21 protein-coding genes are annotated in these 24460 nt (G+C 66.8%); 6 read left to right on the forward strand and 15 right to left on the reverse strand.

Annotation, left to right across the window (positions count from 1 at the left end; genetic code table 11):
- Window positions 1-3: 3 nt before the first annotated feature.
- From QF040_RS12725 to QF040_RS12755, 7 genes are all read right to left on the reverse strand, one after another.
- Window positions 4-1341 carry a flavin-containing monooxygenase gene (locus QF040_RS12725; RefSeq protein WP_429611313.1) on the reverse strand — a complete coding sequence of 446 codons (1338 nt, stop codon included), beginning with the start codon at window positions 1339-1341 and terminating at the stop codon, window positions 4-6.
- A complete protein-coding gene (locus QF040_RS12730; RefSeq protein ID WP_429611314.1) occupies window positions 1341-2162 on the reverse strand; it encodes an SDR family oxidoreductase in 822 nt (273 codons plus the stop codon). The genes QF040_RS12725 and QF040_RS12730 overlap by 1 nt, the downstream gene beginning before the upstream one ends.
- 126 nt (window positions 2163-2288) lie before the next feature.
- Window positions 2289-3338, reverse strand: a complete 1050-nt coding sequence (locus tag QF040_RS12735) for an NAD(P)-dependent alcohol dehydrogenase (protein WP_306878916.1) — start codon at window positions 3336-3338, stop codon at window positions 2289-2291.
- A gap of 40 nt (window positions 3339-3378) precedes the next feature.
- Window positions 3379-4482: an ABC transporter ATP-binding protein gene (locus tag QF040_RS12740; RefSeq protein ID WP_429611315.1), complete on the reverse strand. Its 1104-nt coding sequence runs from the start codon at window positions 4480-4482 to the stop codon at window positions 3379-3381.
- 32 nt (window positions 4483-4514) lie between these two features.
- Window positions 4515-5327 carry a carbohydrate ABC transporter permease gene (locus QF040_RS12745; protein WP_416367511.1) on the reverse strand — a complete coding sequence of 271 codons (813 nt, stop codon included), beginning with the start codon at window positions 5325-5327 and terminating at the stop codon, window positions 4515-4517.
- A 20-nt stretch (window positions 5328-5347) separates the two neighbouring features.
- Window positions 5348-6232, reverse strand: a complete 885-nt coding sequence (locus tag QF040_RS12750; protein ID WP_429611316.1) for a carbohydrate ABC transporter permease — start codon at window positions 6230-6232, stop codon at window positions 5348-5350.
- A complete protein-coding gene (locus QF040_RS12755; RefSeq protein ID WP_429611317.1) occupies window positions 6229-7515 on the reverse strand; it encodes an ABC transporter substrate-binding protein in 1287 nt (428 codons plus the stop codon). Before QF040_RS12755 ends, QF040_RS12750 begins: the two co-directional genes overlap by 4 nt.
- Window positions 7516-7848: 333 nt before the next feature.
- Between QF040_RS12755 and QF040_RS12760 the strand changes: the two genes are divergently transcribed.
- The 4 genes from QF040_RS12760 (at window position 7849) to QF040_RS12775 (ending at window position 12436) form a co-directional block, all read left to right on the forward strand.
- On the forward strand, window positions 7849-9585 hold the full coding sequence (locus tag QF040_RS12760) for a M4 family metallopeptidase (RefSeq protein WP_429611318.1): 1737 nt from the start codon (window positions 7849-7851) through the stop codon (window positions 9583-9585).
- A gap of 105 nt (window positions 9586-9690) precedes the next feature.
- The gene (locus QF040_RS12765) at window positions 9691-10140 is read left to right on the forward strand and encodes a DUF4124 domain-containing protein (RefSeq protein WP_429611319.1); all 450 of its coding nucleotides are present in this window, start codon (window positions 9691-9693) and stop codon (window positions 10138-10140) included.
- A gap of 188 nt (window positions 10141-10328) precedes the next feature.
- Window positions 10329-11192, forward strand: a complete 864-nt coding sequence (locus QF040_RS12770) for an alpha/beta fold hydrolase (protein WP_429611320.1) — start codon at window positions 10329-10331, stop codon at window positions 11190-11192.
- 8 nt (window positions 11193-11200) lie between these two features.
- Window positions 11201-12436, forward strand: coding sequence for an MFS transporter (locus QF040_RS12775; protein ID WP_429611321.1), 1236 nt, complete (start codon window positions 11201-11203; stop codon window positions 12434-12436).
- 4 nt (window positions 12437-12440) lie between these two features.
- Here QF040_RS12775 and QF040_RS12780 read toward each other — a convergent pair whose 3' ends face one another.
- Window positions 12441-13394: an AraC family transcriptional regulator gene (locus QF040_RS12780; protein WP_306878922.1), complete on the reverse strand. Its 954-nt coding sequence runs from the start codon at window positions 13392-13394 to the stop codon at window positions 12441-12443.
- 72 nt (window positions 13395-13466) lie between these two features.
- The gene (gene pmbA / locus QF040_RS12785; RefSeq protein WP_306878923.1) at window positions 13467-14837 is read right to left on the reverse strand and encodes a metalloprotease PmbA; all 1371 of its coding nucleotides are present in this window, start codon (window positions 14835-14837) and stop codon (window positions 13467-13469) included.
- 117 nt (window positions 14838-14954) lie between these two features.
- On the opposite strand from pmbA, the gene yjgA reads away from it, so the two are divergent.
- Window positions 14955-15611, forward strand: a complete 657-nt coding sequence (yjgA, locus tag QF040_RS12790) for a ribosome biogenesis factor YjgA (protein ID WP_013542458.1) — start codon at window positions 14955-14957, stop codon at window positions 15609-15611.
- Window positions 15608-16207 carry a molybdopterin adenylyltransferase gene (mog, locus tag QF040_RS12795; protein WP_429611322.1) on the forward strand — a complete coding sequence of 200 codons (600 nt, stop codon included), beginning with the start codon at window positions 15608-15610 and terminating at the stop codon, window positions 16205-16207. The genes yjgA and mog overlap by 4 nt, the downstream gene beginning before the upstream one ends.
- Window positions 16208-16216: 9 nt before the next feature.
- Here mog and QF040_RS12800 read toward each other — a convergent pair whose 3' ends face one another.
- From QF040_RS12800 to QF040_RS12825, 6 genes are all read right to left on the reverse strand, one after another.
- Window positions 16217-16624 (reverse strand): cupin domain-containing protein, encoded by a 408-nt coding sequence (locus tag QF040_RS12800; RefSeq protein WP_429611323.1) that lies wholly within the window; start codon window positions 16622-16624, stop codon window positions 16217-16219.
- Window positions 16625-16694: 70 nt separating this feature from the next.
- Window positions 16695-17447 (reverse strand): SDR family oxidoreductase, encoded by a 753-nt coding sequence (locus tag QF040_RS12805; protein WP_429611324.1) that lies wholly within the window; start codon window positions 17445-17447, stop codon window positions 16695-16697.
- 127 nt (window positions 17448-17574) lie between these two features.
- Window positions 17575-18492, reverse strand: coding sequence for a cation diffusion facilitator family transporter (locus QF040_RS12810; RefSeq protein ID WP_429611325.1), 918 nt, complete (start codon window positions 18490-18492; stop codon window positions 17575-17577).
- On the reverse strand, window positions 18482-21703 hold the full coding sequence (locus QF040_RS12815; RefSeq protein ID WP_429611326.1) for a CusA/CzcA family heavy metal efflux RND transporter: 3222 nt from the start codon (window positions 21701-21703) through the stop codon (window positions 18482-18484). The genes QF040_RS12810 and QF040_RS12815 overlap by 11 nt, the downstream gene beginning before the upstream one ends.
- Before the next feature lie 9 nt (window positions 21704-21712).
- On the reverse strand, window positions 21713-23080 hold the full coding sequence (locus tag QF040_RS12820) for an efflux RND transporter periplasmic adaptor subunit (RefSeq protein ID WP_429611327.1): 1368 nt from the start codon (window positions 23078-23080) through the stop codon (window positions 21713-21715).
- 17 nt (window positions 23081-23097) lie between these two features.
- Window positions 23098-24441, reverse strand: coding sequence for a TolC family protein (locus QF040_RS12825; protein WP_429611328.1), 1344 nt, complete (start codon window positions 24439-24441; stop codon window positions 23098-23100).
- Window positions 24442-24460: the final 19 nt, after the last annotated feature.

Here is a 24460-nt window from a genome sequence, read left to right on the forward strand (position 1 = left end):
CGTTCAGGGTGAGTCGGCCAGCGCCGCCGAGGCGCTGCGCACCGCCGCGCGGTAGGTGTCCTTGTGCACGTAGTACGCCATGCGTTCGAGCTGCAGGTACTTGTAGCCGCCCGACAGGTCGGGTGGCGGCCCCTGCACTGCCGCGCGCAACGCCGCGGCCTTGGGCGATCCCGCCGCCTTCGCGCGGAAGTAGCGCGCCAGCAATTCGGCCTGTTCGTAGCGCCCCTGCCAGCCGATGCCGCTCGCCTCGATCATCCCGAGCACGCCGATGTTTTCGAAGCGCGGCGAAAAGATATTCAGGTACAGACGCGGCGCCATGCCCTGCCAGTTGAGCAGCTCGCGGTCGATGAACGGATAGTGCAGCGCGTAGCCGGTGGCGGTCAGGATCAGGTCGTAGTCGTGCGCGCTGCCGTCCTTGAAATGCACCGCATGCCCGTCGAAGCGCGCGATGTCGCCGCGCACGCCGATGTCGCCGTGCCCCACGTGGTGCAGCACCAGCGAATTCACGATGGGGTGCGACTCGTACATCCGGTAGTCGGGCTTCGGAAACCCGAAGCGCACCGGGTCGCCGGTGAACCACTTGAGCACCGTCGCATCGATGCGCTGCTTGAGCCACGGCGGCAGCGGCCGCTTGCCGCCCAGCGTGTCGGCCGGTTTTCCGAACACGTACTTCGGCACGAAGTAGTAGCCGCGCCGCACCGAAATATCCACGCTCCTTGCGTAATGCACGGCATCGACCGCGATGTCGCAGCCCGAGTTGCCCGCGCCGACGATCAGCACGCGCTTGCCCTTGAAGAGCTCGGCGTGCTTGTAGTCGCTGGTGTGCAGCAGCTCGCCATCGAAGTGGCCTTCGAACTGCGGGCGCTTGGGTTCGGCGAGCGTGCCGTTGGCGATGACCACGCCCTTGTATTCGGCCGTCTCGATGCGGCCACCGGCCCCATTGGCCGCATCGACGCTCACCCGCCAGCGCGTGTCCGGCGCATCGCTCACCGGCTCCACGCGCAGCACGCGTGTGTTGAAGCGGAAGTGCTCCCGCAGCCGGAAGCGGTCGGCGAAGTCGCTGAAGTAGCGGCGCAACTCGCGGTGGCTCGGGTAGTCCGCCACCGTGTCGGCCATCGGGAACTCGGTGAACTCCGTGGTGCGTTTGCTGGAGATCAGGTGCGCCGAGTGGTAGACCGTGGAGCGCGGGTTGTCGATGTCCCAGAGACCACCCACATCGCTGTGCGCCTCGAAGCCCTGAAAGGGAACACCGTGCCTCTGCAGGTTGCGCGCCCCGGCGAGGCCGGAAGGACCGGCGCCGATGAGGGCGATCTTCTCGTGGGTGGGTGCGTCGTCTGCCATCAGGTCGGTGGATGTTTGTCGGAAAGACCGGGGATGGCCGTGGCGCCGGCCTCGCCCACGCGCGGCTTGCGCGGTTGCCCGCGCAGCACGCGGTCGTGCAGTTTCTCGGGCAGCAGGTTCAGCAGCTTCGAGAGCCAGCCGATGCGGCGCGGCAACACGATCTGCTCGCGTCCGGCGTGCACACCGGCAAGCAGTTGGCGCGCAGCCTCGTCGGCTTCGAGCAGGCCCGGCATCGCGAAGCGGTTGCCTGCAGTCAGACCCGTGCGGATGTAGCCGGGGCTGATGGTGTGCACCGTGATGCCTGTCTCTCGCAGCTCGGCGCGCAGGCTTTCGAGATAGCGGATCAACCCCGCCTTGCTCGCGCAGTAGGCGCCATTGCCCGGCATGCCGCGCCAGCCCGCGATGCTGGCCACGCCGACCAATGCGCCACGTTGCTGCGCACGCATCGGCTTCACGAATGGCTGGAAGGTGGTCGCCGCGCCGAGCAGGTTGATCTCCAGCATGCGGCGCAGCACCGCAAGGTCATCGGCCTCGGCGGTATCGAAGCCGCCCGCCACGCCCGCATTGGCAATCACGAGGTCGGGCACGCCGGTCTTGGCCATCCAGTCGCTGGCCATGGACTGCATCGCAAGGCTGTTCGACACGTCGGGCGTGTAGACCGCGCATCGTCCCGCTGCCAGCGCAGCGAGCGATTCGAGCTTTGCCCTATCGAGCCCGACCAGCGCCACCTGCGCACCGCCACCGATCAGCTCTCGCGCCAGTGCCTGGCCGAGACCACCACAGGCTCCGGTGAGGACGACATTGCGAAAGACCAAGGGCATGGGCGACGGATCGGCGAGTGGCAAGGCGCAGCCACTTTAGCCGCGCATCGCCATCGCGCTCCCCGGCGTTTTCCCTTGCGAAGAAGCGCTCGGCCAGCCGGTCTGCGGGCCTTTCGCCCCTCGAAATCAAGCCGGCAGGGTCGCCGGAAACTCGATCTGAATCTTCACGTCGCTCGCCCGGCCCGCAGCCGCTTCCTCGAAAGCCTTGATGCCGTCCTCGAATGCGAAGGTGCGCGAGATGAACGGCTTCACGTTCACCTGCCCCGAAGCGATCAGCGCGAGTGCGCGCGGGAAGATGTTGGCGTAGCGGAACACCGACTCGATGCGAATTTCCTTCGCCTGGATCGCCACGATGTCCAGGGGCACCTTGTTGCCGGGCATGCCCACCAGCACGAGGCAACCACCGGGACACAGCAGATCGAAGATGTTGTCGAAAGCGCGCGCACTGCCACTGGCCTCGAACACCACGTTGGCGCCCCAGCCATCGGTCAGGGCCTTCACGGTCTCGGCGAGATCGGCGTCGCGCACGTTGACGGTGGTCACGGCCGGGTTGTCGGCGAACAGCGCCAGCTTCTCGGGCACGAGGTCCGCCAGGATCACGCGCGCCGCGCCGCCCGCGAGCGCGGCCAATGCGGTCATCGCGCCGATGGTGCCGGCGCCGATCACGACAGCCACATCGCCCGGCTTCAGCGCCGCCTTCTTCGCCGCCTGCAGGCCGATGGCCAGCGGCTCGACGATGGCGCCCTCGCCAAAGCTCACGTTGTCGGGCATGCGGAAGGTGAAGGCGGCCGGGTGCACCACGAAGGGCGTGAGGCAACCGTGAATGGGCGGCGTGGCCCAGAAGCGCACGGCAGGGTCGAGGTTGTAGAGGCCTTCGAGCGTCGCGCGCGAATCCATCTCGGGAATGCCGGGCTCCATGCAGACGCGGTCGCCGGGTTTGAGGTGCGTGACTTCGGCACCCACCTCGGCGACCACGCCCGATGCTTCGTGGCCGAGGATCATCGGCTCATTGACGATGTAGGGGCCGATGCCGCCATGCTGGTAGTAATGAACGTCGCTGCCGCAGACGCCCACGGTGTGCATACGGATCTTCACGTCGCGAGGCCCCATCTCAAGGGAGACATCAACGTCGCGCAGCGTGAGTTCGTGCGCCTTTTCCAGGACCAGTGCTTTCATTTCCATCTTTCGATCGAGAGTGTGTTTCGGTTGTCTGCGTTCAATGCAAGGGGGCGCGGTCAACGCGCAGCGATGCGCCTGTGTCGATGTCGAACAGATGCACCTGCTCGGGATCGGCCACGAAGCTCACGCGCTCGTGCAGCCGCGGGCTCTGGGCCGATGGCATGAGCGCGGAGATTTCGTTGTCGTCTCCGCCAAAGCTCACCAGCACCTCGTTGCCGAGGTATTCGACCAGCTGCACTTCGCCTGAGAAGCCGCCGTCGCGACCGCTGTTCGTGTCCACCTGCAGGTGCGCCGGCCGGATGCCCAGCGTCACGCGTTCGCGCCCTTCGAGCGCGAACCGGCGCGCATTCACGTGCACGACGCCGCCTCGTCCCCTCAGCTCGAAATGGCTGCCCTCGTCCTTCACCGACATTTCCACCAGGTTCATCGGCGGCGTGCCGATGAAGCCGGCCACGAAGGCCGAGCGCGGGCGCTCGAAGATTTCCTTGGGCGAGCCGACCTGCTCGATGCGCCCGTCGCGCAGCAGCACGATGCGGTCGGCCAGCGTCATCGCCTCGTGCTGGTCGTGCGTGACGTAGACCGTGGTGGTCTTGAGCGTCTGGTGCAGCTTGGCGATCTCGATGCGCATGTGGTTGCGCAGCTTGGCGTCGAGGTTCGACAACGGCTCGTCGAACAAAAACACCTTGGGCGTCTTGATCATCGCGCGCGCAATCGCCACGCGCTGCTGCTGGCCGCCCGAGAGTTCGGCGGGCTTGCGCTGCAGGTAGCGCGCGAGGCCCAGCGTGTCCGACACCTCCTTGATGCGGCTGTCGATCTCGGCCTTGGGCACCTTCAGGCGCTTCAAACCGAAGGCGATGTTGTCGCGCACGGTCATGTGCGGGTAGAGCGCGTAGTTCTGGAACACCATGGCGATGCCGCGCTCCTGCGGCGGCAGGTCGTTGACGCGCCGGCCGCCGATATGCAGGTCGCCGCCGCTGATGTCTTCCAGGCCCGCGAGCATGCGCAGGATGGTCGACTTGCCGCAGCCCGAGGGGCCGAGGAACACGACGAACTCGTTGTCGGCCACGTCGAGGTCGAACGCATGGACGACCTGCGCTTCCCCGTAGCGCTTGATGATGTTGTGACAGCTGATTGCAGACATTTTTTGTATTGGAGAAGAGGAATGGATGCGGCTCATGCGGCCTCCCGCTTGCGCTTGAACGCGGCATTGAGAAAGCCGCTGAGCACGCCGACCATCAGGAGCGGCGGCACCGACAGCAGGATGACCGAGGCATTCAGGATGCCCCAGGGCACGTCGCGCCCCAGCTGGCTGAGTTCGGAGGCGACGATGGGCAGCGTCTTGGCATCGGACGTGGTGAGCATCAACGCGATGAGGAACTCGTTCCACACCAGCACGAAGCCGAAGGCGATGGCGCCGACGAGCGAGCGCGCGGCAATCGGCAGCGACACGCGAAAGAAGATCGCGTAGGGCCCGTAGCCATCGACGCGCCCTGCTTCTTCCACCTCCTTGGGCACCGCCTTGAACGCCGGAATCGCGAGCCAGATCACGGTGGAGAGCGTGAGCAGCGTGTAGGTGACGATGAGCGCGAAGCGCGTGTCGTACAGCTCCAGCTGCAGCCAGATGACCATCAACGGAATCGCCACAGCCACCGGCGGCAGGAAGCGCATCGACAGCACGAAGAACTGGATGTCGTCGGCCCAGCGCAGCGGATAGCGGGCGAGCGCATAGGCGGCCGGCAACCCGAGCACTGCACCGATGACGACGGCTGCGCCGACCACCAGAATCGAGTTGATGAGCCCCTGCGCCACAGCCTCGCGGCCCAGCACGTAGGCGTAGTTCTCCAGCGTGGGCGTGAAGAAGAACTTCGGCACGGCCGAGACGATGTCGACCCGGTTCTTGAACGAGTTGAGGAAAGTCCAGAGCACCGGCACCAGCGCGGAGAGGCCGGCGACGACGAGCACCAGCCGCGCGAGCAGCGTGCCCATGGACAGAGACGATTGCTTTTTCATGACGACGGCCTCGTCCATTTCCAGATGTAGGTGAAGGCCACGGTCGAGGCGACCATCATCAGCACCGCCATGCTCGATGCGTACGAGATGCGCCCCGACTCGATGAAGCCCTGCGAGAAGGCGTACATGTCCAGCGTCTCGGTCGAGATGCCGGGGCCGCCGCGCGTCATCACGTAGATGAGGTCGAAGGCCCGCAGCGACTCGACCATCTTCACGAAGGTGAGACTGATGAGCGGCGCCTTGAGCATCGGCAGCGCGACGTAGGTGTAGATCTCCCAGGTCTTGGCGTGGTCCATGCGCGCAGCCTCGAAGGGCTGGGGCGGCAGGGTCTCGAGCAGCTTGAGCACGATGACGGCGAAGAACAGGCCCCACTGCCACACGTCCACGAAAGCCACGGTGAGCAGCGCCGTGAGCGGATTGGCCAGCAGGTCCAGCGGCTCGCCCGTGATCGCCTTGTACGGGTACGTCAACAACCCGAACAGCGGATGGAACGCGAACTTCCAGACGAAGGCGGCCGACACGCGCGGCAACAGCACCGGCACGATGAACAGCATGCACAGCGCGTTGCGCCAGCGCGGCGTGGTGTTCTGGAACAGCAGCACGCCCAGCAGCACCGCGACGGCCATGGTCGAAGTGACCGTCAGCACTTCCCAGATGAGCGAGACGCTCACCGAGTTCAGGAAGCGCCGGTCGGAGAAGAGCTGCACATAGTTCGAGAACCAGACCCAGCCGATATCGGTCTGACCCAACTCCCGGTCCTGCAGCGAGATGACGATCGCGAAGATCGTCGGCACCAGCGCCAGGACCGCCAGCACCAGCAGGCCCGGCCCGATGAAGACGACCGGCAGCCGGGTCTTGTTGTTGCTTCGCGTCGTCTTCACTTCTTGCGCCGTGCGATCAGCTGCTTCGCGTAGGCATCGAGTTCATCGAGCCCGCCCTGGATGTCGGTGCGCGAGCCGGTGACCAGCTCTTCGAGAATGATCCCCCAGCGATCGCCGAGATCTGGCCATGCCGGGTCTTGCCAGAAGTTCACCGCGGTCACCTTGCCGGTGTCGGCCAGGGCCTTGCCCAGATCGGCGCCGTAGCGCTTGGCGAACTCGGGGCTGCCCAGCACGCTGGTGCGGTTGAGTTCGCTGAACTGGCCTTCGGCCAGACGGCGCTGCTCCTGCTTCTTGGAGGTAGCCCAGGCGACAAAAAGGCCCGCGCACTTCTTCGCCTCTTCGGTCTTGTTGGCCTTGGTGCCGATGGCCAGCCCGTGGCCGTAGCCGCCGCCGGTGAGCGGCGAAGGCGGCGGCAGGTAGGCGACCTTGCCGATGACGGTGGACATCTTCGGATCGAGCGCATTGCCCGCGAGCGGCGTCGACTCGACCAGCAGCGCGACCTTGCCCGCAAGGAAAGCGCCGGTGGATTCGTCCCAGCTGCCGGTCTTGGTGCCGGGCGCGGAGTACTTGAAGAGCTCCAGGTAGGTCTGCGTGGCCTTCACCGCGGCGGGCGAATTGAAGACGGGCTTGTCGCCGTCGAACCACTGGCCGCCGTTGCCGCGGAAGAACGGCATCCAGCGCCACACGTTGGCACCGGAGCCGCGCTGGCCGCGCAGGGCCACGCCGTAGATACCGTTGGCCGGGTCGTTGAGCTTCTTTGCTGCAGCGACGAATTCGTCGAGCGTGGTGGGCGGCTTGACGCCGGCTTTTTCCAGCAGGTCCTTGCGGTAGACCAGCAGGTCGCCACCGCCGGTGAGCGGCGCGAACCAGGCCTCGCCCGCGAAGGTTGCGACCTTCTGGCGGCCAGGGTCGAAGTCGGCGTAGTCGTAGTCGTAGTCGGCGGGGTAGTACTTGGCGAGCGGCACGATCCATTTCGACTGCGCGAACAAGGGCACGTTGGCCTCGTCGACGTAGTACACGTTGTACTTGCCCACCGTCGATGCATCGGCGCGCGTCTTGGTGCGGCGGTCGTTCTCGTTGAGGTTGTCGATGGTGAACGAGGCGCCGCTCAGCGCCTTGAATTCGTCCTTGTACTTTTCGAGCAGGGTAAGGCCGTCGCGCGGCTGGGAGAGCACGCGCACATCGTCCTTGCAGACCTGCTGGGCCTGAACCTGGCCGGCCGCGGCCAAGGCCGCCAGCAGCAGTGCGCCAGCGGTGATGCGGCGGGTGTTTCGGTGGGTCATTTGTTCGTCTCCTTGGGTTCCTTGTGAGGGTGACGAAGCGTATGCAGCCAAGGCCCGGCCCCGCGTACACGCGCGCCGGGGGACTGGTATTTCGATGACCAGCGGACTTGGGGTTTAGCCGGGGGTGTGGGGCGCTAATTACTTCTTGCTCATTTCAATTCGAAGGTTTGCAGACTGAAAACGCCCGCGAAGAAATAGCGCGGAATCGACTACTTCCCCCGTATCGACGCTGCATGCGATCCCCGCTGTAATCCACGCGGCCATTCGCCGGCGTCACAAGCGCCGGCCGGCCGGTATGTGTCTATCCCTTACATCACCTTTTGTGGAATGCCTATGAAAACCAGACTCAAAGTTGTCGTTGTCGCAGTGCTGACGTTGGCGGGGCTTGGTGCCTTTGCCGCGGATGCGGACCCGGGCAAGCAGGCGGCGATCGACCGCGCGCTGGCACTGATCCAGAGCAACCCGTCGAGCTTCAGCGTTGCGACGCCCGCCCCCGCTTCCAATCGCACCCGCCGCTCGCTGGACTTCCAGGGCGCGGCAGGCAGCGCGGCGGCGCCCGCCGAGGGCGACCAGTTCAAGCCGCGCGACGTGACCGTGGACAAGGACGGCACCGAGCACGTGCGCTTCGACCGCTTTCACAACGGGTTGCGCGTGATCGGCGGCGACGTGGTCGTGCATTCGGTGCGGGGACAGCTCACCCAGTCCAGCCTCACGCAAGGCGCTCCGATACGCCTGCCCGAAACGCTGGTCAAGGTCGATGGACGCACCGTAATCCAGAACTCGCCCGACATCGGCGCCGAGCGCGCCAAGCAGATTGCGGGCGAGCGCTTCGCCAGCGCGGTGACGCGCTACGGCACGCCCGAGCTGGTGGTCTTCGCGCGCGACGAAACGCCGGTGCTGGCCTACGAGGTTCGCATCTACGGCAGGGCTACCGCGGCACACGGGAGCGCCGTGGCGTACTACGTCAACGCGGCGGACGGCAAGCTGCTGGACGCCGAAGACCTGGTGCACACCGCGGCCGCCACGGGCACGGGGAAATCGCTCTACTACGGCGACCTGCAGATCACCACCGACCAGACCGGCAACAACGCCTATCGCATGGTCGATCCGACACGCGGCGGCGGCGAGGTGATCGATGGGCGCGACTCGGTGTACACGGACCTGTTCGATGCACCGGACCTGGCCCCGTTCACCAGCCCCGACAACAAGTGGGGCAGCGGCGCTGTGACCGACCGCAAGACCGTCGCGGTCGACATCAACTACGGCCTGGCCAAGACCTGGGATTACTACAAGACCGTGCACGGCCGCAGCGGCATCTTCAACGACGGCCAGGGCGTGCAGAGCTTCGCGCATGTGCTGTTCACCAACCAGGACGGCAGCATCACGGGCGCCAATGCCGCGTGGATCGGCGAATACCGGATGATGGTCTACGGCGACGGGCAGGCGGGGACCTCGCTGCCGCGGCCGGTGGTGTCCATCGACGTTGCGGGGCACGAGATGAGCCATGGCGTGAACCAGGCCACCGCGAACCTTGCGTACTCGCGCGATGCGGGCGGCCTGAACGAAGCGAACTCGGACATCTTCGGCACCCTGGTGAAGTACCACGCGAACAACGCGAACGATCCGGGCAACTACGTCATCGGCGCGCGCATCCTGGCCGCGGGCCTGCGCAAGATGTACAAGCAGGACATCGACGGGCGCTCGTACGTCTGCTACCCGCAGGGCGGCTTCAAGAGCGTGCTCGTGAATCCGCGGCACGACCCTCACCTCACCTCGGGGGTCGGCAATCGCTTCTTCTACCTGCTGGCCGAAGGCGCCGTGGTGCCGTCGACCGACACCAGGCTGACGAAGAACCAGTTGGTGTGCAACGGCGACACCGGCGTGGCGGGCATCGGGCGCGACAAGGCCGGCAAGATCTGGTATCGCACGCTCACGCTGTACCTGAACGGCAACTCGACCTATCCGAATGCCCGCGTCGCATCGATCCGCGCGGCGTCGGATCTGTACGGTGCCAACTCGGTCGAGAAGGCCGCCGTGGCGCGCGCGTGGAGCGCGGTCCTGGTCGAATGACCAGGCGGCGGTGAAGAGCCCCGGCCGGCCGCCGAAAACGGCCGCCGGTCGGGCATCATCCGGGCCAAGATCGGCGCCCACCGATTCATCCCTCTGCGCCCGAAGATGCAAAGTCCGAATCCCGCCTGGCATGTGCTCGGCGCCGCGCTCGCGGCGCTGCTTCCTCCATCCGCCGGCCATGCGGAGATCTACAAATGGGTCGACGCCAAAGGCCAGACGCATTACTCGGAGCGCAAGGCCGACGCGGGCGACGCGAAGACCGTGGAAGTGAAACCCGCCCCGGCGGCGCCGCAAGCCTCCGCACCGAAGGAAGACTGGCGCGCCTGGAGCAGGGCCACGCCGCCGACGCAGACTGCAACGGGAGCGCCGCCCTACGTACCGCCCGCGGCAAGGCCCAGGTCGGTCTCGGGGGGAAGGGAGAACGGCACCGACGCATCGCGTTGCGCCCTTGCGCGCGATGTTCTCGCCGGCCTGCTGCGACACAGCAACGGCAAGCCCCTCGACCAATACGACCGCGACGTGGCGCAGAACGACGTCAAGTCCTTTTGCAAGTGATCGAGCGATCCCGCGGGCGCGGGGGCGAATAACCGATTTCGGCTGAAGCCGGGCGCTGGAGCAACCATCGCCCTGGTGCCGGCTCGACCTCATCGGTTGCAATGTAAAACCGGATGAATAGAATTCGATCGGTCTTCTTTTGAAACCAGAAGCCGACATCCACCATCTCAACCTCTTCCGGATTCGCCATGACCCACTACCGCTCCGCCACCGTCGACGGCCTGAAGATCTTCTATCGCGAGGCGGGCGATCCCGCACTCCCGGCCCTGCTCCTGCTGCACGGCTTTCCGGCCTCGTCCTTCATGTACCGCGGGCTGATCGAGCGGCTGGCCCATCGCTTCCACGTGATCGCACCGGACTACCCGGGCTTCGGCCACAGCGATGCGCCTTCGGTGGTCGAGTTCAGCTACACCTTCGACAGCCTCGCCGACATCGTCGGGAAGTTCACCGAACAACTCGGCCTCGAGCGCTACGGCCTCTACATGCAGGACTTCGGCGGCCCGGTGGGATTTCGCCTCGCCACCCGTCATCCGGAGAAGGTGAGCTTCCTCGTGGTGCAGAACGCCAATGCCTACGAGGAAGGATTGCCCGACGATTTCTGGCGCCTCGCGCGTGCGCTGTGGAAAGACCCGTCGCCCGCCAACTACGCGAAGATCCGCGAAGCCGCCATGTCGGACGCGGCGCTGGAATGGAACTACACGCACGGCGTGAAGAACCCGGAGCGCATCGACCCCGACAACTGGCTCCTGCAGCGCGCCCTGCTCGCCCGCCCCGGCAACAAGGACGCGATGGCCGCGCTGCTGCACGACTACGGCGGCAACCTCGCGCGCTACCCGACCTGGCAGGCGTACTTCCGCAAGCACCAGCCGCCTACGCTGGTCGTCTGGGGCGCCAACGACGTGATCTTTCCGCCGTCGGGTGCGTACCCGTACCAGCGCGATCTGCGGCAGATCGACTTCAAGCTGCTCGACACCGGCCACTTCGCGCTCGAAGAACTGGGAGAGGCAATCGCCGCCCACATCGAGCGCTTCCATGACGCCCTGAAAGCCTGAGGCTCACCGTGGAATTGAATGTCGATGCGGCCGCGGCGCGGCACGCAGAAGCACGGCCTGCCGCGCCGTCGATATCCGGTGCGATGGCGCTGCTGTTCGCGGTCGCCTGCGGGCTTGCGGTGGCCAACGTCTACTACGCCCAGCCGCTGTTGGACACGCTCGCTGCCACCTTCGGCATTCGCCCCGCGACGGTGGGCATCGTCATCACCATCACCCAGATCGGCTACGGCCTCGGGCTGCTGTTGGTCGTTCCGCTGGGCGACCTCGTCGACCGGCGGCGGCTGATCGTGGGGCAGTCGCTGCTGTCGGTGATCGCCCTGCTCTGTGTCGCGCTGGCGCCCAGTGCCTCGATGCTGCTGCCGGCGATGGCGGCGGTCGGCGTGCTGGCCGTCGTGACGCAGGTGCTGGTCGCCTACGCCGCGATCATGGCGCCGCCGGGCGAGCGCGGCCGGGTGGTGGGAATCGTGACGAGCGGGATCATCGTCGGCATCCTGCTCGCGCGGGCCGTGTCGGGCACGCTGTCGGATCTTTTCGGCTGGCGCTCGGTGTACCTGGTGTCGGCTGCGGCCACCCTGCTGGTCTCGGGCCTGCTGTGGAAGGCGCTTCCGCAGAACGTTCGGCCCGCGGTGCGCATCCCGTATCCGCAGTTGATCCGCTCGGTGTTCATGCTTTTTGTCGAAGAGCCCGTGCTGCGCATCCGCGCGGTGCTCGCGATGCTGATCTTCATGGCCATCACGATGCTGCTCACGCCGATGGTGCTGCCGCTGACGGCGCCGCCGTTCTCGCTCTCGCACACACAGGTGGGGCTGTTCGGCCTGGCGGGCGCGGCCGGTGCGCTGGGTGCTGCGCGGGCGGGTCGCCAAGCGGACCGCGGACGGGCGCAGCGCACCACCGGTATCGGGCTCGTGGTCATGCTGCTGTCGTGGGCGCTTATCGCGCTGCTGCCGTGGTCGATCTGGGCGATGGTGATCGGCGTGGTCACGATCGACTTCGGCCTTCAATCGGTGCACGTCTCGAACCAGAGCCTCATCTACCGCGTGCGGCCCGAAGCGCAGAGCCGGCTAACGGCCGGCTACATGATCTTCTATTCGATCGGCTCCGCCACGGGATCGATCGCCTCGACGATGGTGTACGCCCATGCCGGCTGGAACGGCGTCTGCATTGCGGGCGCAATCACCAGCGGCATTGCATTGGCGTTCTGGGTCCTGACCCGGCACCTGACGCCGGCGGATTCACCGCGCTGAAGACTCAGGCTGTGGTGGCCGCGAGCGGCGTGTTCTGCGCCGTCCGCAGGCCGAAGCGGTCCTGCGCCTGCTGGCGGTAGGCCGAGGGCGTCATGCCCTTGAGATGCAGGAAGCGACGGTTGAAATTCGCGAGGTTCGCGAAACCCACCTCGTAGCAGATGTCGCTCACCAGCCGGTCGGAGGTCTGCAGCATCTCGCAGGCCTTCGTGATGCGCAGCCGCGTGACGAAGTCGGTGAAGGTGCTGCCCATGTGCTTGTGGAAGTAGCGCGAGAAGCTGCTCTCGGCCATGTTGGCCACCGCGCACACGGCCGGCAGCGAGAGCTCTTCGGTCAGGTGCGCATCGAGGTAGTCGAGCACGCGCCGCATGCGGGTGTTGGCGCTCGGGTCATCGTCCAGCGGGCCGGCCGCGCTCGATATCTGACGCCAGTCTTCCCAGTTCGCCAGCTCGTGCAGCACCCCGATGAATTCCGAGAGCCTCGCCATGCCCTCCTGGCCCTGCACCCGTGCGAAGCGCTCCCGCATCCGCGCGCTGATGCCGAAGAACTCGATGCCCAGCCGTGCGCGATCGAGCATCGGCAGCACCGCTTCCAGTTCGGGGAACAGGCCCGAGGCCTTGCGCAGCGGCTCGTCGCGGAAATGAATGACCATGCTGCGGTCGGCAATGCCCTCGGGCGGCACGTCGTGCGAGATCCAGGTGTGCGGCAACCGTCCGCCGACCAGGGCGACGTATCCGGGCTCGAAGCGTCCGATGTGATTGCCGACGTAGGCATCGCCGCTGCTGCGGTTGATGATCTGCAGCTCGTATTCGTCGTGGTAGTGCCAGCAGTCGAACGGCCATGGCACGCCGTGCTGCAGGCAGCGCACCGAACTGCCGCCCGCCGGCTCGAAGCCGAGCCGGGGGTCGCGCATCAACTCATGCTCGAGTTCCGGCTTTCTCGCATTGTTGTATTTGCTCATGGCGTCTCCCTGGATGTGACCACGGGTTGCTTTCGAGCATGCGACGTTGCCGGTGCGGGCAGAAGGCGCCCGTCAGGCGCCGGCCACCTTCATGCGGTTGACCAGAATCGACCCCGTGGTCTTGGCGCCGAAAGTGTAGGCATCCGCGCCGATGGCTTCAATGCCCATCAGCATGTCCTTCAAGTTGCCGGCGATGGTGATCTCCTGCACGGGGAAGGCGATGCGGCCCTTCTCGACCCAGAAGCCGCTGGCGCCGCGCGAATAGTCGCCGGTCACGTAGTTCACGCCCTGCCCCATCAGCTCGATCACGAAGAGGCCCGTGCCCAGCTTGGCGAGCATGGCGTCGAGGTCGTCACCGTGCTTCGTCAGGCGCGAGCTCAGCGTCAAGTTGTGCGAGCCGCCGGCGTTGCCGGTGGTCTTCATGCCGAGCTTGCGGGCCGAATAGGTGGAGAGGAAATAGCCCTCGAGCCGGCCGGCATCGACCACCTTGCGGGCGCGCGTGGTCACGCCTTCGTCGTCGAAGGGCGAACTGCCCTTGCCGCGCATCACATGCGGGTCTTCGGCAATGTCGATGTGCTTGGGCAGCACGGGCTTGCCGAGCGAATCGAGCAGGAAGGTGCTCTTGCGGTACAGCGCTCCGCCGCTCACCGCCTGCACCAGCCCGCCCAGGAGGCCCACGGCCAGCGGCGATTCGAACAGCACCGGGCATTCGGTGGTCTTGATCTTGCGCGACTTCAGGCGGCTCAAGGCCCGTTCGGCGGCGTAGCGGCCGACGGCCTGCGGGCTCGCGAGTTCGTCGGCCGAGCGCATGGAGCTGTACCAGGCGTCGCGCTGCATGTTGTCGCCCTTGCCGGCGATGGGCGCCACCGAAATCGAATGCCGCGAGCTGGCGTAGCCGCCGCGGAAACCGTGCGTGTGGGCGCTGAAGAAATGGCTCTGCTGGGCCGAGACGCCCGCGCCTTCGCTGTTGGTGATGCGCTTGTCGGTCGAGAGGGCGGCCGCTTCGCACTCCAGCGCCAGCTTGGCGGCCTGCTCGCTGGTCACGTCCCAGGGGTGGAACAGGTCCAGCTCGGGGTGTTCCTTGGCGATGTCTTCCTCGTCGGGAAGACCGCTCACCGGGTCTTCGGCGGTGAAGCGGGCGATGTCGTAAGCGGCCTGCACGGTCTGCTTGATGGCGCCCTCGGAGAAATCGGAGGTGCTCGCGTTGCCGCGGCGGTGGCCCACGTAGACCGTGATGCCGAGCGACTTGTCCCGGTTTCGCTCGACGTTCTCGAGCTCGCCCTTGCGGACCGAGACGCTGAGGCCGCAGCCCTCGGAGGCCTCGGCGCCGGCATCGGTCGCACCGAGCTTTTTGGCGTGGGCCAGGGCCGTGTCGACCAGGTTTTCGAAGAAGGAGCGGCTGTAGGCGAAGCCGGAATCGGCGCGCGAGGAGGATGTCGTCATGTGGTGGCTATGATACTTGCGCCCCCCATTTCCCGGTTTTCCCCCAGCTTCCCGCTGTCTTCGCTGTCCTGTTGCACGCATTGCAACGCCGCACGTCGCGGCCCAGAATCCACCCACATGTCCCGCAAACCCAAAAAAGGCTATTTCGTCCGTGGCCAGTTCGTTGCCGAAGGCAGCGAACTCGACCTGGAGCTCAAGCGCGAGCTCAAGGGCACCGACGATGCCAGCCGCACCGATCTCAAGCGCGAAAGCGACGAACTGCAGAAGCTCGGCACCGAGCTGCTCACGCTGCGCGCCGCCCTGTTCGACGCCCTCCAACTGGACGAAAAGCTGGTCGACGCCATCGCCGAGGCCAAACGCATCACCAACTTCGAGGGCAAGCGCCGCCAGATGCAGTTCATCGGCAAGCTGATGCGCAAGCTCGACGAGCCCACGCTGGAAGCCGTGAAGCTCGCGTTGACCGAGCAGAACAGCACGCCGGCCGCCGAAACCGCCGCCCTGCACGAGGCCGAACGCTGGCGCGACCGCCTGATTGCCGACGACGACGCCCTCGGCGGCTGGATCGAAACCCACCCCGCCACCGACTCCCAGCAACTGCGCGCCCTGGTGCGCCAGGCCCGCAAGGACATGAAGACGGGCCCGGCCGGCGAGGCGCCCCGCCAGGGCAAGGCCTACCGGGAAATCTTCCAGCTGGTGCGGGAGCAACTGGCAGTGCACGGCGGCGACGACCACGCCGCGGCCGCCGCCGCGCAGGACCGGGAAGAGGACGCATGAGTTCGTCGTCGCAGTTCGATCCGGTCCGCATCGGCATCGTCTCCGTCAGCGACCGCGCCTCCAGCGGCACCTATGAAGACAAGGGCCTTCCCGCGCTGAAGGAATGGCTGGCCCGGGCGCTGAAGAACCCCATCGAATTCGAGGCCCGGCTGATTCCCGACGAAACCGCCCTGATCAGTGCCACGCTGATCGAACTGGTCGACGCCGGCTGCTCGCTGGTGTTGACCACCGGCGGCACCGGCCCGGCCCTCCGGGACGTGACCCCCGAGGCCACGCTGGCTGTCGCCCACAAGGAAATGCCCGGCTTCGGCGAACAGATGCGCCAGATCAGCCTGCGCTTCGTGCCGACCGCGATCCTGTCGCGCCAGGTGGCGGTGATCCGCGACAAGAGCCTCGTCATCAACCTGCCGGGCCAACCCAAGTCGATCGCCGAAACGCTCGAAGGGCTGAAGGATGCCGACGGCGCACAGGTCGTGCCCGGCATCTTCGCGGCGGTGCCCTACTGCATCGACCTGATCGGTGGGCCGTACATGGAAACCGACGACGCGGTCTGCAAGGCTTTCAGGCCGAAGTCGGCAATTCGGCCGCCGCGCTGAACACTGCGGCTACTTGACCAGCGTCAGCAACGGCGCGCCCTTGTCCTTGACCATCGTCACCAGGAACTTCGCGGGCTTGGTCTTGCCGGCGTTGCGGCCGACGGTGTGGATATCGCCCGGGCCTTCGTAGAAGGTCTGGCCAGGGGTCAGCGTGACCTCCTTGCCGCCCTTCACGCCCATCACGATCGATCCTTCGAGCACGTAGATGAACGCGTGGGCGTCGTGACGATGCACCGGATCGACGGAGCCCGGCGGAAAGTCGACGATGAACGAGATCGCCTCCTTGCCGGGCATGTCCGCCAGGTCCTTCGTCATGAGGACGGTCGCGGCGGCTTCGGGTGCGGCCACGGCGGGCACCGCGGCGAACATGCCGAGTGCGAGACCGAGGGAGATGCAGGTCTTCTGGAAGCGGGTCATGGGTTGTCTTTCCGGCCCGTGTGGCGGGCCTTGAATCAATGAATGAATAGATCAGCAGGTCGCCAGCGGCTCAGGCGCGCGCACGCTGCGCAAGCCAGTCCGCGAAGCGGGTCGTCCCGAGGCGCGGACCGGTGCCAGGCGTCAGCGAGCGGTCGTCGAGCTGCACGCCGAAGTAGCTGGCTTCGGCATCGGTGACGACCGGCCGCTTGTCGCCGGTCGCAGCGAACAGGCGGCGCACCAGTGCATCGAGCGGCGCTGCCTCGGGCCCCGCGATTTCGATCCGGTGCCGCGCGGGCGATTCGCCCACCACCACAGCGAGTGCGGCGGCGACGTCGTCCGCCGCCATCGGCTGGATCAGCGCGCTAGACAGCCGCACTTCGCCGTCCCGCACGCTCCCGTCGGCGATGCCGGCCGCGAACTCGAAGAACTGCGTGGCCTGCACGATGGTCCAGGGCACGGGCGAAGCCTCGATCAGCTCCTCCTGACGCTGCTTGGCGCGGAAATAGCCGCTGGCCAGCAGACGGTCGGTGCCGACCACCGACAGCGCGATGTGGTGCGCGACACCAGCCTCCGCCTCGGCGGCGAGCAGGTTGCGACCCGCGGTGTCGAAGAAATTCAGCGCGGGCTCGTCCGCGAACGAAGGCGAATTCGCCACGTCGACGACGACCTGGGCACCCGCCAGCGCTTCTTTCAGGCCCTCCCCGGTGAGGGTGTTGACGCCCGTGGAGGGCGAGGCGGCGTTGACCTCGTGGCCGGCATTGCGCAGCAGCACAGCGAGCTTGGAGCCGATGAGGCCGGAGCCTCCGATGATGACGATCTTCATGGTCGATTCCTTGGTGGATGGAGTCACAAAAGAACGCCCCCGTGGGCGTCCATGCAAGGAAGACGTCCAGTCGGGGGCGTTTGTGACAGCGGGACCGAAAAATCCCGGAATCGACCGATCGGTTGCGCTAGGGAGTCGCTATTGCAGGCCCAAAGCCGTGGCTGTCCACCGCCTGCTCGCAAGGCACACGCTCCACCTGCACCGTCGAATGATGAATATCGAAGCGCTCGGCCAGCAGCGCGCGCAGTTGCAGCATCAACGGCGCCATGTCGCCCACTTCAGGCGTACACACCACATGCACGCTCAGGCTCACCTTGCCGCTAGCCAGCGCCCACACATGAAGGTCGTGCAAGCTCGCGACGCCCTCGCTGCCAAGCAGCGCACTTTCGACGGCAGGCAGGTCCACGTCATCGGGCACGCCTTCCAGCAGCACGTTCAGGCTCTCGCGCAACAAGCGCCAGGTGCGCGGCAGCACCCACAGCCCGATGGCCACCGCAATCACCGAATCGACCCACGCCCACCCGGTGAAGCGAATCACCAGCGCACCGACGATCACGCCGACCGAGCCCAGCATGTCGGCCCACACCTCAAGATACGCGCCCTTCACATTGAGGCTCTTGTCCTTGCCGCTCGCGAGCAAGCGCATGCCGATCAGGTTGACGACCAGCCCGCCCACCGCGACGAAAAGCATCATCGTCGACTGGATCTCCGCCGGCGCCGAGATGCGCCTGTACGCCTCATACAGCACGTAGATCGCGACAAAGAACAGCAGCACCGCGTTGAGCACGGCCGCGAGAATCTCGAAGCGGTAGTAGCCGAAGGTGCGCCGCTTGTCGGCCGGCCGTTTGCCGATCCAGATGGCGGCCAGCGAGATCGCGAGCGCCACGGTGTCGGTGAACATGTGGGCCGCGTCCGAGAGCAGCGCGAGGCTCCCCGACACCAGCCCGCCCACCACCTCCGCCACGAGGTAGAGCGTGGTGAGCAGCAAGGCCCAGCGCAGCGCCTTCTCGTTACCGCCGACGGCGTGGGAATGTTCATGTGCCATGGATCGTCACTCCTTGGGAACCGGGAGAAGGATCGAGCGGTGCGCCGTGCCGCCGATCGCGGGCGTCCTGCAGTTCTTCGTCTTCGTCGCGTCGGTGGGCGATGCGATAGAGCAGCGGAAGCACCAGCAGCGTCAGGGCGGTCGAAGAAAGGATACCGCCGATCACCACTGTCGCCAGCGGCCGCTGCACCTCGGCGCCGGTGCCGGTGGCGATCGCCATCGGCACGAAACCCAGCGACGCGACCAGCGCCGTCATCAGCACCGGCCGCAGCCGGGTGAGCGCGCCTTCGCGGATCGCCGCGTCCAGCGGCAGTCCGCCTTCGCGCAGGTTGCGGATGAACGAGATCATCACCAGCCCGTTGAGCACCGCCACGCCCGAGAGCGCGATGAAACCGACCGCCGCCGAGATCGACAGCGGAATGCCCCGCAGCCACAGCGCCACGATGCCGCCGGTGAGCGCGAACGGGATGCCGGTGAACACCAAGAGGCCGTCCTTCAGATTGCCGAACATCGCGAACAGCAGCGTGAACACCAGCAGCAGCGACACCGGCACCACCACCTGCAGCCGCTGCGTGGCCGAGGCGAGGTTCTCGTACTGGCCGCCCCACACGGTCCAGTAGCCGGTGGGAATGGTCACCTTGCGCATCGCTTCTTCGGCCTCGGCCACGAAGGAGCCGAGGTCCCGGCCGCGCACGTTGGCGCTCACGACGATGCGGCGCTTGCCGTTCTCGCGGCTCACCTGGTTCGGGCCGGGCGCGAGCTCCAGCGTGGCGACTTCGCCGAGCGGAATGAAACTGGTGCGCAGCCCCTCCCCGCCCGCGCCTTTGGGCAGCGCGACCGGCAGCCGCTTGATCGCCTCCAGATCGGTGCGCAGGTTCTCTGGCAGGCGCACGAGGATGTCGAAGCGCCGGTCGCCGTCGAACAGCGTGCCCGCCTCGCGGCCGCCGACCGCGATGGAAATCGCGTCCTGCACATCGCCCACGTTCAGGCCATAGCGTGCGGTCTTCTGGCGGTCGATGTTCACCGTGAGCATCGGCAGGCCCGTGGTCTGCTCGACCTTCACCTCGGCCGCGCCGGAAATGCCGGTGAGCACCTTCGACACTTCAGCGGCCGTCTTGTCGAGCACCGCCATGTCGTCGCCGAAGATCTTCACCGCCACGTCGCTGCGCACGCCGGAGATCAGTTCGTTGAAGCGCAACTGGATCGGCTGCGAGAACTCGTAGTTGTTGCCCGGCAGCTTCTCGACCTCTTCCTGCACCGCCGTCAGCAACTCGGCGCGCGTGCGCCTCGGCGCGGGCCACTCGCTCTCGGGCTTCAACATGATGTAGCCGTCGGAGATGTTCGGCGGCATCGGGTCCGATGCGATCTCGGCCGTGCCGGTGCGCGCGAACACGCGCTCGATCTCCGGAAACTTCGCCTTCAGCGTGCGCTCGAGTTGCTTCTGCATCTCGACCGACTGCGTGAGGCTGGTGCCCGGAATGCGCAGCGCCTGGATCGCGAAATCGCCTTCGCTCAGGCTCGGCACGAACTCGGTGCCCAGTCGCGTCGCCAGCAGGCCCGAGAGCACCACCGCCACCGCAGCCATCGTGATCACCAGCGGCTTGGCCGTCATCACGCGCGCGAGCAGCGGCTCGTAGCCGCGCTTGGCCCACGTCATCAGCCGGTTTTCCTTCTCGCTGACCTTGTTGCCAATGAAGAGCGCCACGGCCGCGGGAATGAAGGTGATCGACAGGATCATCGCGCCCACCAGCGCAATCACCACGGTGAAGGCCATCGGGTGGAAGAGCTTCCCCTCCACGCCTGTGAGCGCAAAGATCGGCAGGTATACGATCATGATGATCAGCTGCCCGAACAGCAGCGGGCGCCGCGCTTCCTGCGAGGCGGCGAACACTTCATGAAAGCGCTCGCTGCGCGTCAGCGGCCGGCCATGCTTGGCCTGCGCATGCGCGAGGCGGCGCACGCAGTTCTCCACAATCACCACCGCCCCGTCGATGATGATGCCGAAGTCCAACGCGCCGAGGCTCATGAGGTTGGCGCTGACCTTCTGGTTCACCATGCCGGTGAAGGTGAAGAGCATCGACAGCGGAATCACCAGCGCGGTGATCAGCGCCGCGCGGATGTTGCCGAGAAAAAGAAACAGGATCGCGATCACCAGCACCGCGCCCTCGAAGAGGTTCTTCTTCACCGTCGCGATGGCCTTGTCGACCAGCACCGTGCGGTCGTACACCGTCACCGCCTTCACGCCCGCGGGCAGCGTGCGGTTGACCTCCTGCATCTTCTTGTCGACGGCCTGCGACACGGTGCGGCTGTTCTCGCCGATCAGCATGAAGACGGTGCCCAGCACCACCTCGCGGCCGTTGTCGGTGGCCGCGCCTGTGCGCAGCTCCTGGCCGATGCCGACCTCGGCCACGTCCTGCACGCGCAGCGGAATGCCGCCGGCATTGCCGAGGATCACGTTGCCGATGTCCTCCACCGACTTCACCTGCCCCGGCGCGCGGATGAGGTACTGCTCGCCGCGCTTCTCGATGTAGCCCGCGCCCACGTTGGCGTTGTTGCGCTCCAGCGCGGTGACCAGGTCGGTCATCGTGAGGCCGTGCGCCAGGAGCTTCGCGGGGTCGGGCGCGATCTGGTATTCCTTGTCGTAGCCGCCGATGGAGTTGATCTCGGTCACGCCCTTCACGTTGCGCAACTGCGGCTTGATGATCCAGTCCTGAATCTCGCGCAGGTCGGTGGGCGTGTAGGGCTTGCCGTCCGGCTTCTTCGCACCCTCTTCCACTTCCACGGTCCAGAGATAGATTTCGCCGAGGCCCGTGGAGATCGGCCCGATCACCGGCGAGATGCCGCTGGGCATGCTCTCGCGCGCCGACTGTATGCGCTCGTTCACCAACTGCCGCGCGAAGTAGATGTCGGTGCCGTCCTCGAAGATCACCGTCACCTGCGAGAGGCCGTAGCGCGAGAGCGAGCGGGTCTGCTGCAGGCCCGGCAGGCCGGCCATCACCGTCTCGATGGGATAGGTCACGCGCTGCTCGGCTTCGAGCGGCGAGTAGCCGGGCGCCGACGTATTGATCTGCACCTGCACGTTGGTGATGTCGGGCACCGCGTCGATGGGCAGCTTCTGGTAGCTGAAGACGCCGAGCGCGGCCATGCCGAGCACGGCAAGCAGGACGAGCCAGCGCTGCGCGATGGAGAAGCCGATGATGCGTTCGAACATGCGGCGTCCTCAGTGGGTGTGCGTGGCGGAGCTCTTGCCCTGCTGCGACTTGATGACGAAGCTGCCGCTCGCAGCGTAGGCCGCGCCGGGCTTCAGGCCGCCCACGATCTCGATGCGCTTGCCATCACTGCGACCGGTCTGCACATGCTGCGGCATGAAGCCGCCGGGCACCTTGAGGAAGACCGTGGGTTTCTCCTCCACCGTCTGCACCGCCTCGGCCGCCACGGTGACGGGCGCATCCGCCTCGGACGACACCAGCTCCACGTTCACGAACAGGCCCGGGCGCCACACGCGCTGCGGATTGGTCAGCGTGACGCGCGCCGTGGCCGTGCGCGTCTGCGCGCCGATGAGCGAGCCCACGTACGACACGGTGCCGCTGGCCGTCTGGTCGAAGGCGCTGGAGCGGATGGTCACCGGCTCGCCGATGCGCACCAGGTTCAGGTTGTTGGCCGCCACGCTGATCTCGGCCCACACGGTCGAGAGGTCGGAGATGGTGAACACGTTGACGGCCTCGCCCACCGATTCGCCGAGCGAGATGTGCTTCTCGACCACCATGCCGTCGAAGGGCGCGCGCAGCTCGTAGCGGCCGAGCGCGGCCGAGCCCGGCGTGGCGCCCAGCGCCAAGAGCTTCTGGTTGGCGTTGGCCACGGCGATCTGCGCCTCCTGCATCGCCTGCTGCGCCTGCTGGTAATCCTGTTGCGGCGAGATCTTTTCTTCCCAGAGCTTCTTCTCGCGCTCGTAGGTGGTGCGAGCCAGTTCCAGCCGGCGCTGCGCCGATTGCAGCGCGCTGCGCTGCTCTGAAAGCCCCGGGCTCGACAGCACCGCGAGCACCTGGCCGCGCTTCACCTCTTGCCCCAGGTTGGCCGACACGCTGTCGACCACGCCCGCCACGCGCGGCACCACGTGCGCCGTGCGGTCTTCGTTGAACTTGATCTCGCCGGGCAATTGCAGCGAGGTCTTGATGCGCGCGGGGCCAGCGCTTTCGATCGCCATGCCGGCGGCCTTGACCTGCTCGTCGGTGAAGGGGATTTTTTCCTCGTCTTCCTTGTGCTCCTTCGATTCAGCTTTCGCTTCAGCGGGAGCGCCCTTCTCCTTGGCCGCCTCCTCGCCGTGGTGCTCCTTGTCGCCATGGCCCTTGGCCTCTTCATGGCCGTGCTCGTGGCCATGGTCCTTGCCCTCGGCTTTCCCTTCCTCGTGATGCTCGCCGTCGGCGTGCCCGCCGGCCTCCGAGTGACCAGCCGCCTGGGGCTTGGCCGGATCGGTGCGCAGGATCAGCGCCCCGGCCGCGAAGCCCAGGACCAGGATGGCCACGACGGCCATCCACTGCTTCTTGCTGGTGCGCTCGGTGAAAGTCTTGCGTTCTTCTTGCGTGTTCATGATCTGGGGTGTCCTTGTCAGCGTGCGACCGGCGTCGCATGCAGGGTTTCTTCGCCGTCGGTGCCGAGCAGGCGGTCGAGTTCGCCGGCCGCGCGGTGCGCATCGGCCAGCGCCACGAGGTATTGGTTCCGCACCTGGAACAGCGTGCGCTGCGCATCCAGCGCTTCGAGAAAGCTGAATTTGCCGAGCTCGAAGCCCTTGGTCGCGGCCTTGTAGGCGGTCTCGGCGCCGGGGAGCGCATCGCGCTGCAGCGTTTCGGCCGTGGCGCGCGCCGAACGCAGGCGTTCGGTCGCCTGCGCTATGTCGGCGCCCAGTTGCAGCTCGGCGGCGGCGAGGTCGTCTCGCGCTTTTTCCTCGCGGCTCAGGGCCTCGGCGAGGTTGCCTCGGTTGGTGTCGAAGATCGGCAGCGGCACCGAGAGCCCGACGACGACCTGATTGCGGCGGCTGCTCGCAGCTTCGGTGTCGGTAGACGCGGGCACGCGCTTGGCGCCGAGCGACACGGTGATGTCGGGAATGCGCTTGGCCCGCTCCAGGCTGGAGAGCGCCTCGCGCCGTTCGACTTCGAGCCGTGCCTGCCGCAGCACTGGCGCGGCGAAGAGCCGGCCTTCTACGTCTTGGGGCGAAGCAAGCGTCGGCAACTGATCGACTGCGCCGTCCACCTGCGTGAAGCGCGGCACCGGGTTGCCCCACAGCGCGGCCAATTGCTGGCGCGCGGAGCGCAGCGTGCCCTCGGCCTGCAGCAGCTCGACGCGCACACCGGCCTCGGCCACGCGTGCGCGGGTTTCCTCCAACGGCGAGACCTTGCCGGCCGTGACGCGGTTGGCGGCCGCCTTCGTTGCGATCTGCGCGAGGCCGACCGAGTCCTGCGCGAGCCGCAGGCGCTCCTGCGCAGTCAGCACCTCGAAGAACAGCGTGACCGTCGAAGCCCGCAGTTCCGAGCGGCGCGCCACCAGCGCCGATGCGGCCTGGTCGCGCGCGCGCTCGGCGGCGGTCACGCGGGCTGCGCGCTTGCCGCCCAGCTCGATGGGCTGGCTCAGTTGCAGCGTGGTCGTGCGGTTGTCGCGCCGCAGGTCTTCCAGTTGCGCGTCGAGCACGGGGTTGGGCCAGGCGCCGGCCTGGACGATGGCGCCCTCGGTGGCTTCCTGCTCGCGCGAGGCGGCGGACAGGCTGGGGTTGGACTGCAGCACCATCGCGACGGCGCTGCGAAGGGTCAGCGGACCGGCGGGCTCCAGCGTTCTGGCGGCCGGGCGGGATGATGAAGTCGGAAGGCCCGCAGCGGTCTGCGGCTGCTGCAATTGCTGTGAATGGGCCGGGGGTACCGCCAAGGCCAATATGGCCAGCGGCACGAAGAGCGTGCGCATCGAATTCTCCTGGGTTGCG

Origin of the sequence: Variovorax sp. W2I14, assembly GCF_050435205.1 — a bacterium.
Lineage (GTDB): Bacteria > Pseudomonadota > Gammaproteobacteria > Burkholderiales > Burkholderiaceae_C > Variovorax > Variovorax paradoxus_C.

Coding starts and splice junctions, on each gene's coding strand:
- QF040_RS12825 (WP_429611328.1), bottom strand. CDS start 24,441: ATGCGCACGCTCTTCGTGCCGCTGGCCATATTGGCCTTGGCGGTACCC.
- mog (WP_429611322.1), top strand. CDS start 15,608: ATGAGTTCGTCGTCGCAGTTCGATCCGGTCCGCATCGGCATCGTCTCC.
- QF040_RS12760 (WP_429611318.1), top strand. CDS start 7,849: ATGAAAACCAGACTCAAAGTTGTCGTTGTCGCAGTGCTGACGTTGGCG.
- QF040_RS12810 (WP_429611325.1), bottom strand. CDS start 18,492: ATGGCACATGAACATTCCCACGCCGTCGGCGGTAACGAGAAGGCGCTG.
- QF040_RS12745 (WP_416367511.1), bottom strand. CDS start 5,327: ATGGGCACGCTGCTCGCGCGGCTGGTGCTCGTCGTCGCCGGCCTCTCC.
- QF040_RS12770 (WP_429611320.1), top strand. CDS start 10,329: ATGACCCACTACCGCTCCGCCACCGTCGACGGCCTGAAGATCTTCTAT.
- QF040_RS12735 (WP_306878916.1), bottom strand. CDS start 3,338: ATGAAAGCACTGGTCCTGGAAAAGGCGCACGAACTCACGCTGCGCGAC.
- QF040_RS12805 (WP_429611324.1), bottom strand. CDS start 17,447: ATGAAGATCGTCATCATCGGAGGCTCCGGCCTCATCGGCTCCAAGCTC.
- yjgA (WP_013542458.1), top strand. CDS start 14,955: ATGTCCCGCAAACCCAAAAAAGGCTATTTCGTCCGTGGCCAGTTCGTT.
- pmbA (WP_306878923.1), bottom strand. CDS start 14,837: ATGACGACATCCTCCTCGCGCGCCGATTCCGGCTTCGCCTACAGCCGC.
- QF040_RS12800 (WP_429611323.1), bottom strand. CDS start 16,624: ATGACCCGCTTCCAGAAGACCTGCATCTCCCTCGGTCTCGCACTCGGC.
- QF040_RS12815 (WP_429611326.1), bottom strand. CDS start 21,703: ATGTTCGAACGCATCATCGGCTTCTCCATCGCGCAGCGCTGGCTCGTC.
- QF040_RS12765 (WP_429611319.1), top strand. CDS start 9,691: ATGCAAAGTCCGAATCCCGCCTGGCATGTGCTCGGCGCCGCGCTCGCG.
- QF040_RS12725 (WP_429611313.1), bottom strand. CDS start 1,341: ATGGCAGACGACGCACCCACCCACGAGAAGATCGCCCTCATCGGCGCC.
- QF040_RS12730 (WP_429611314.1), bottom strand. CDS start 2,162: ATGCCCTTGGTCTTTCGCAATGTCGTCCTCACCGGAGCCTGTGGTGGT.
- QF040_RS12780 (WP_306878922.1), bottom strand. CDS start 13,394: ATGAGCAAATACAACAATGCGAGAAAGCCGGAACTCGAGCATGAGTTG.
- QF040_RS12820 (WP_429611327.1), bottom strand. CDS start 23,080: ATGAACACGCAAGAAGAACGCAAGACTTTCACCGAGCGCACCAGCAAG.
- QF040_RS12755 (WP_429611317.1), bottom strand. CDS start 7,515: ATGACCCACCGAAACACCCGCCGCATCACCGCTGGCGCACTGCTGCTG.
- QF040_RS12740 (WP_429611315.1), bottom strand. CDS start 4,482: ATGTCTGCAATCAGCTGTCACAACATCATCAAGCGCTACGGGGAAGCG.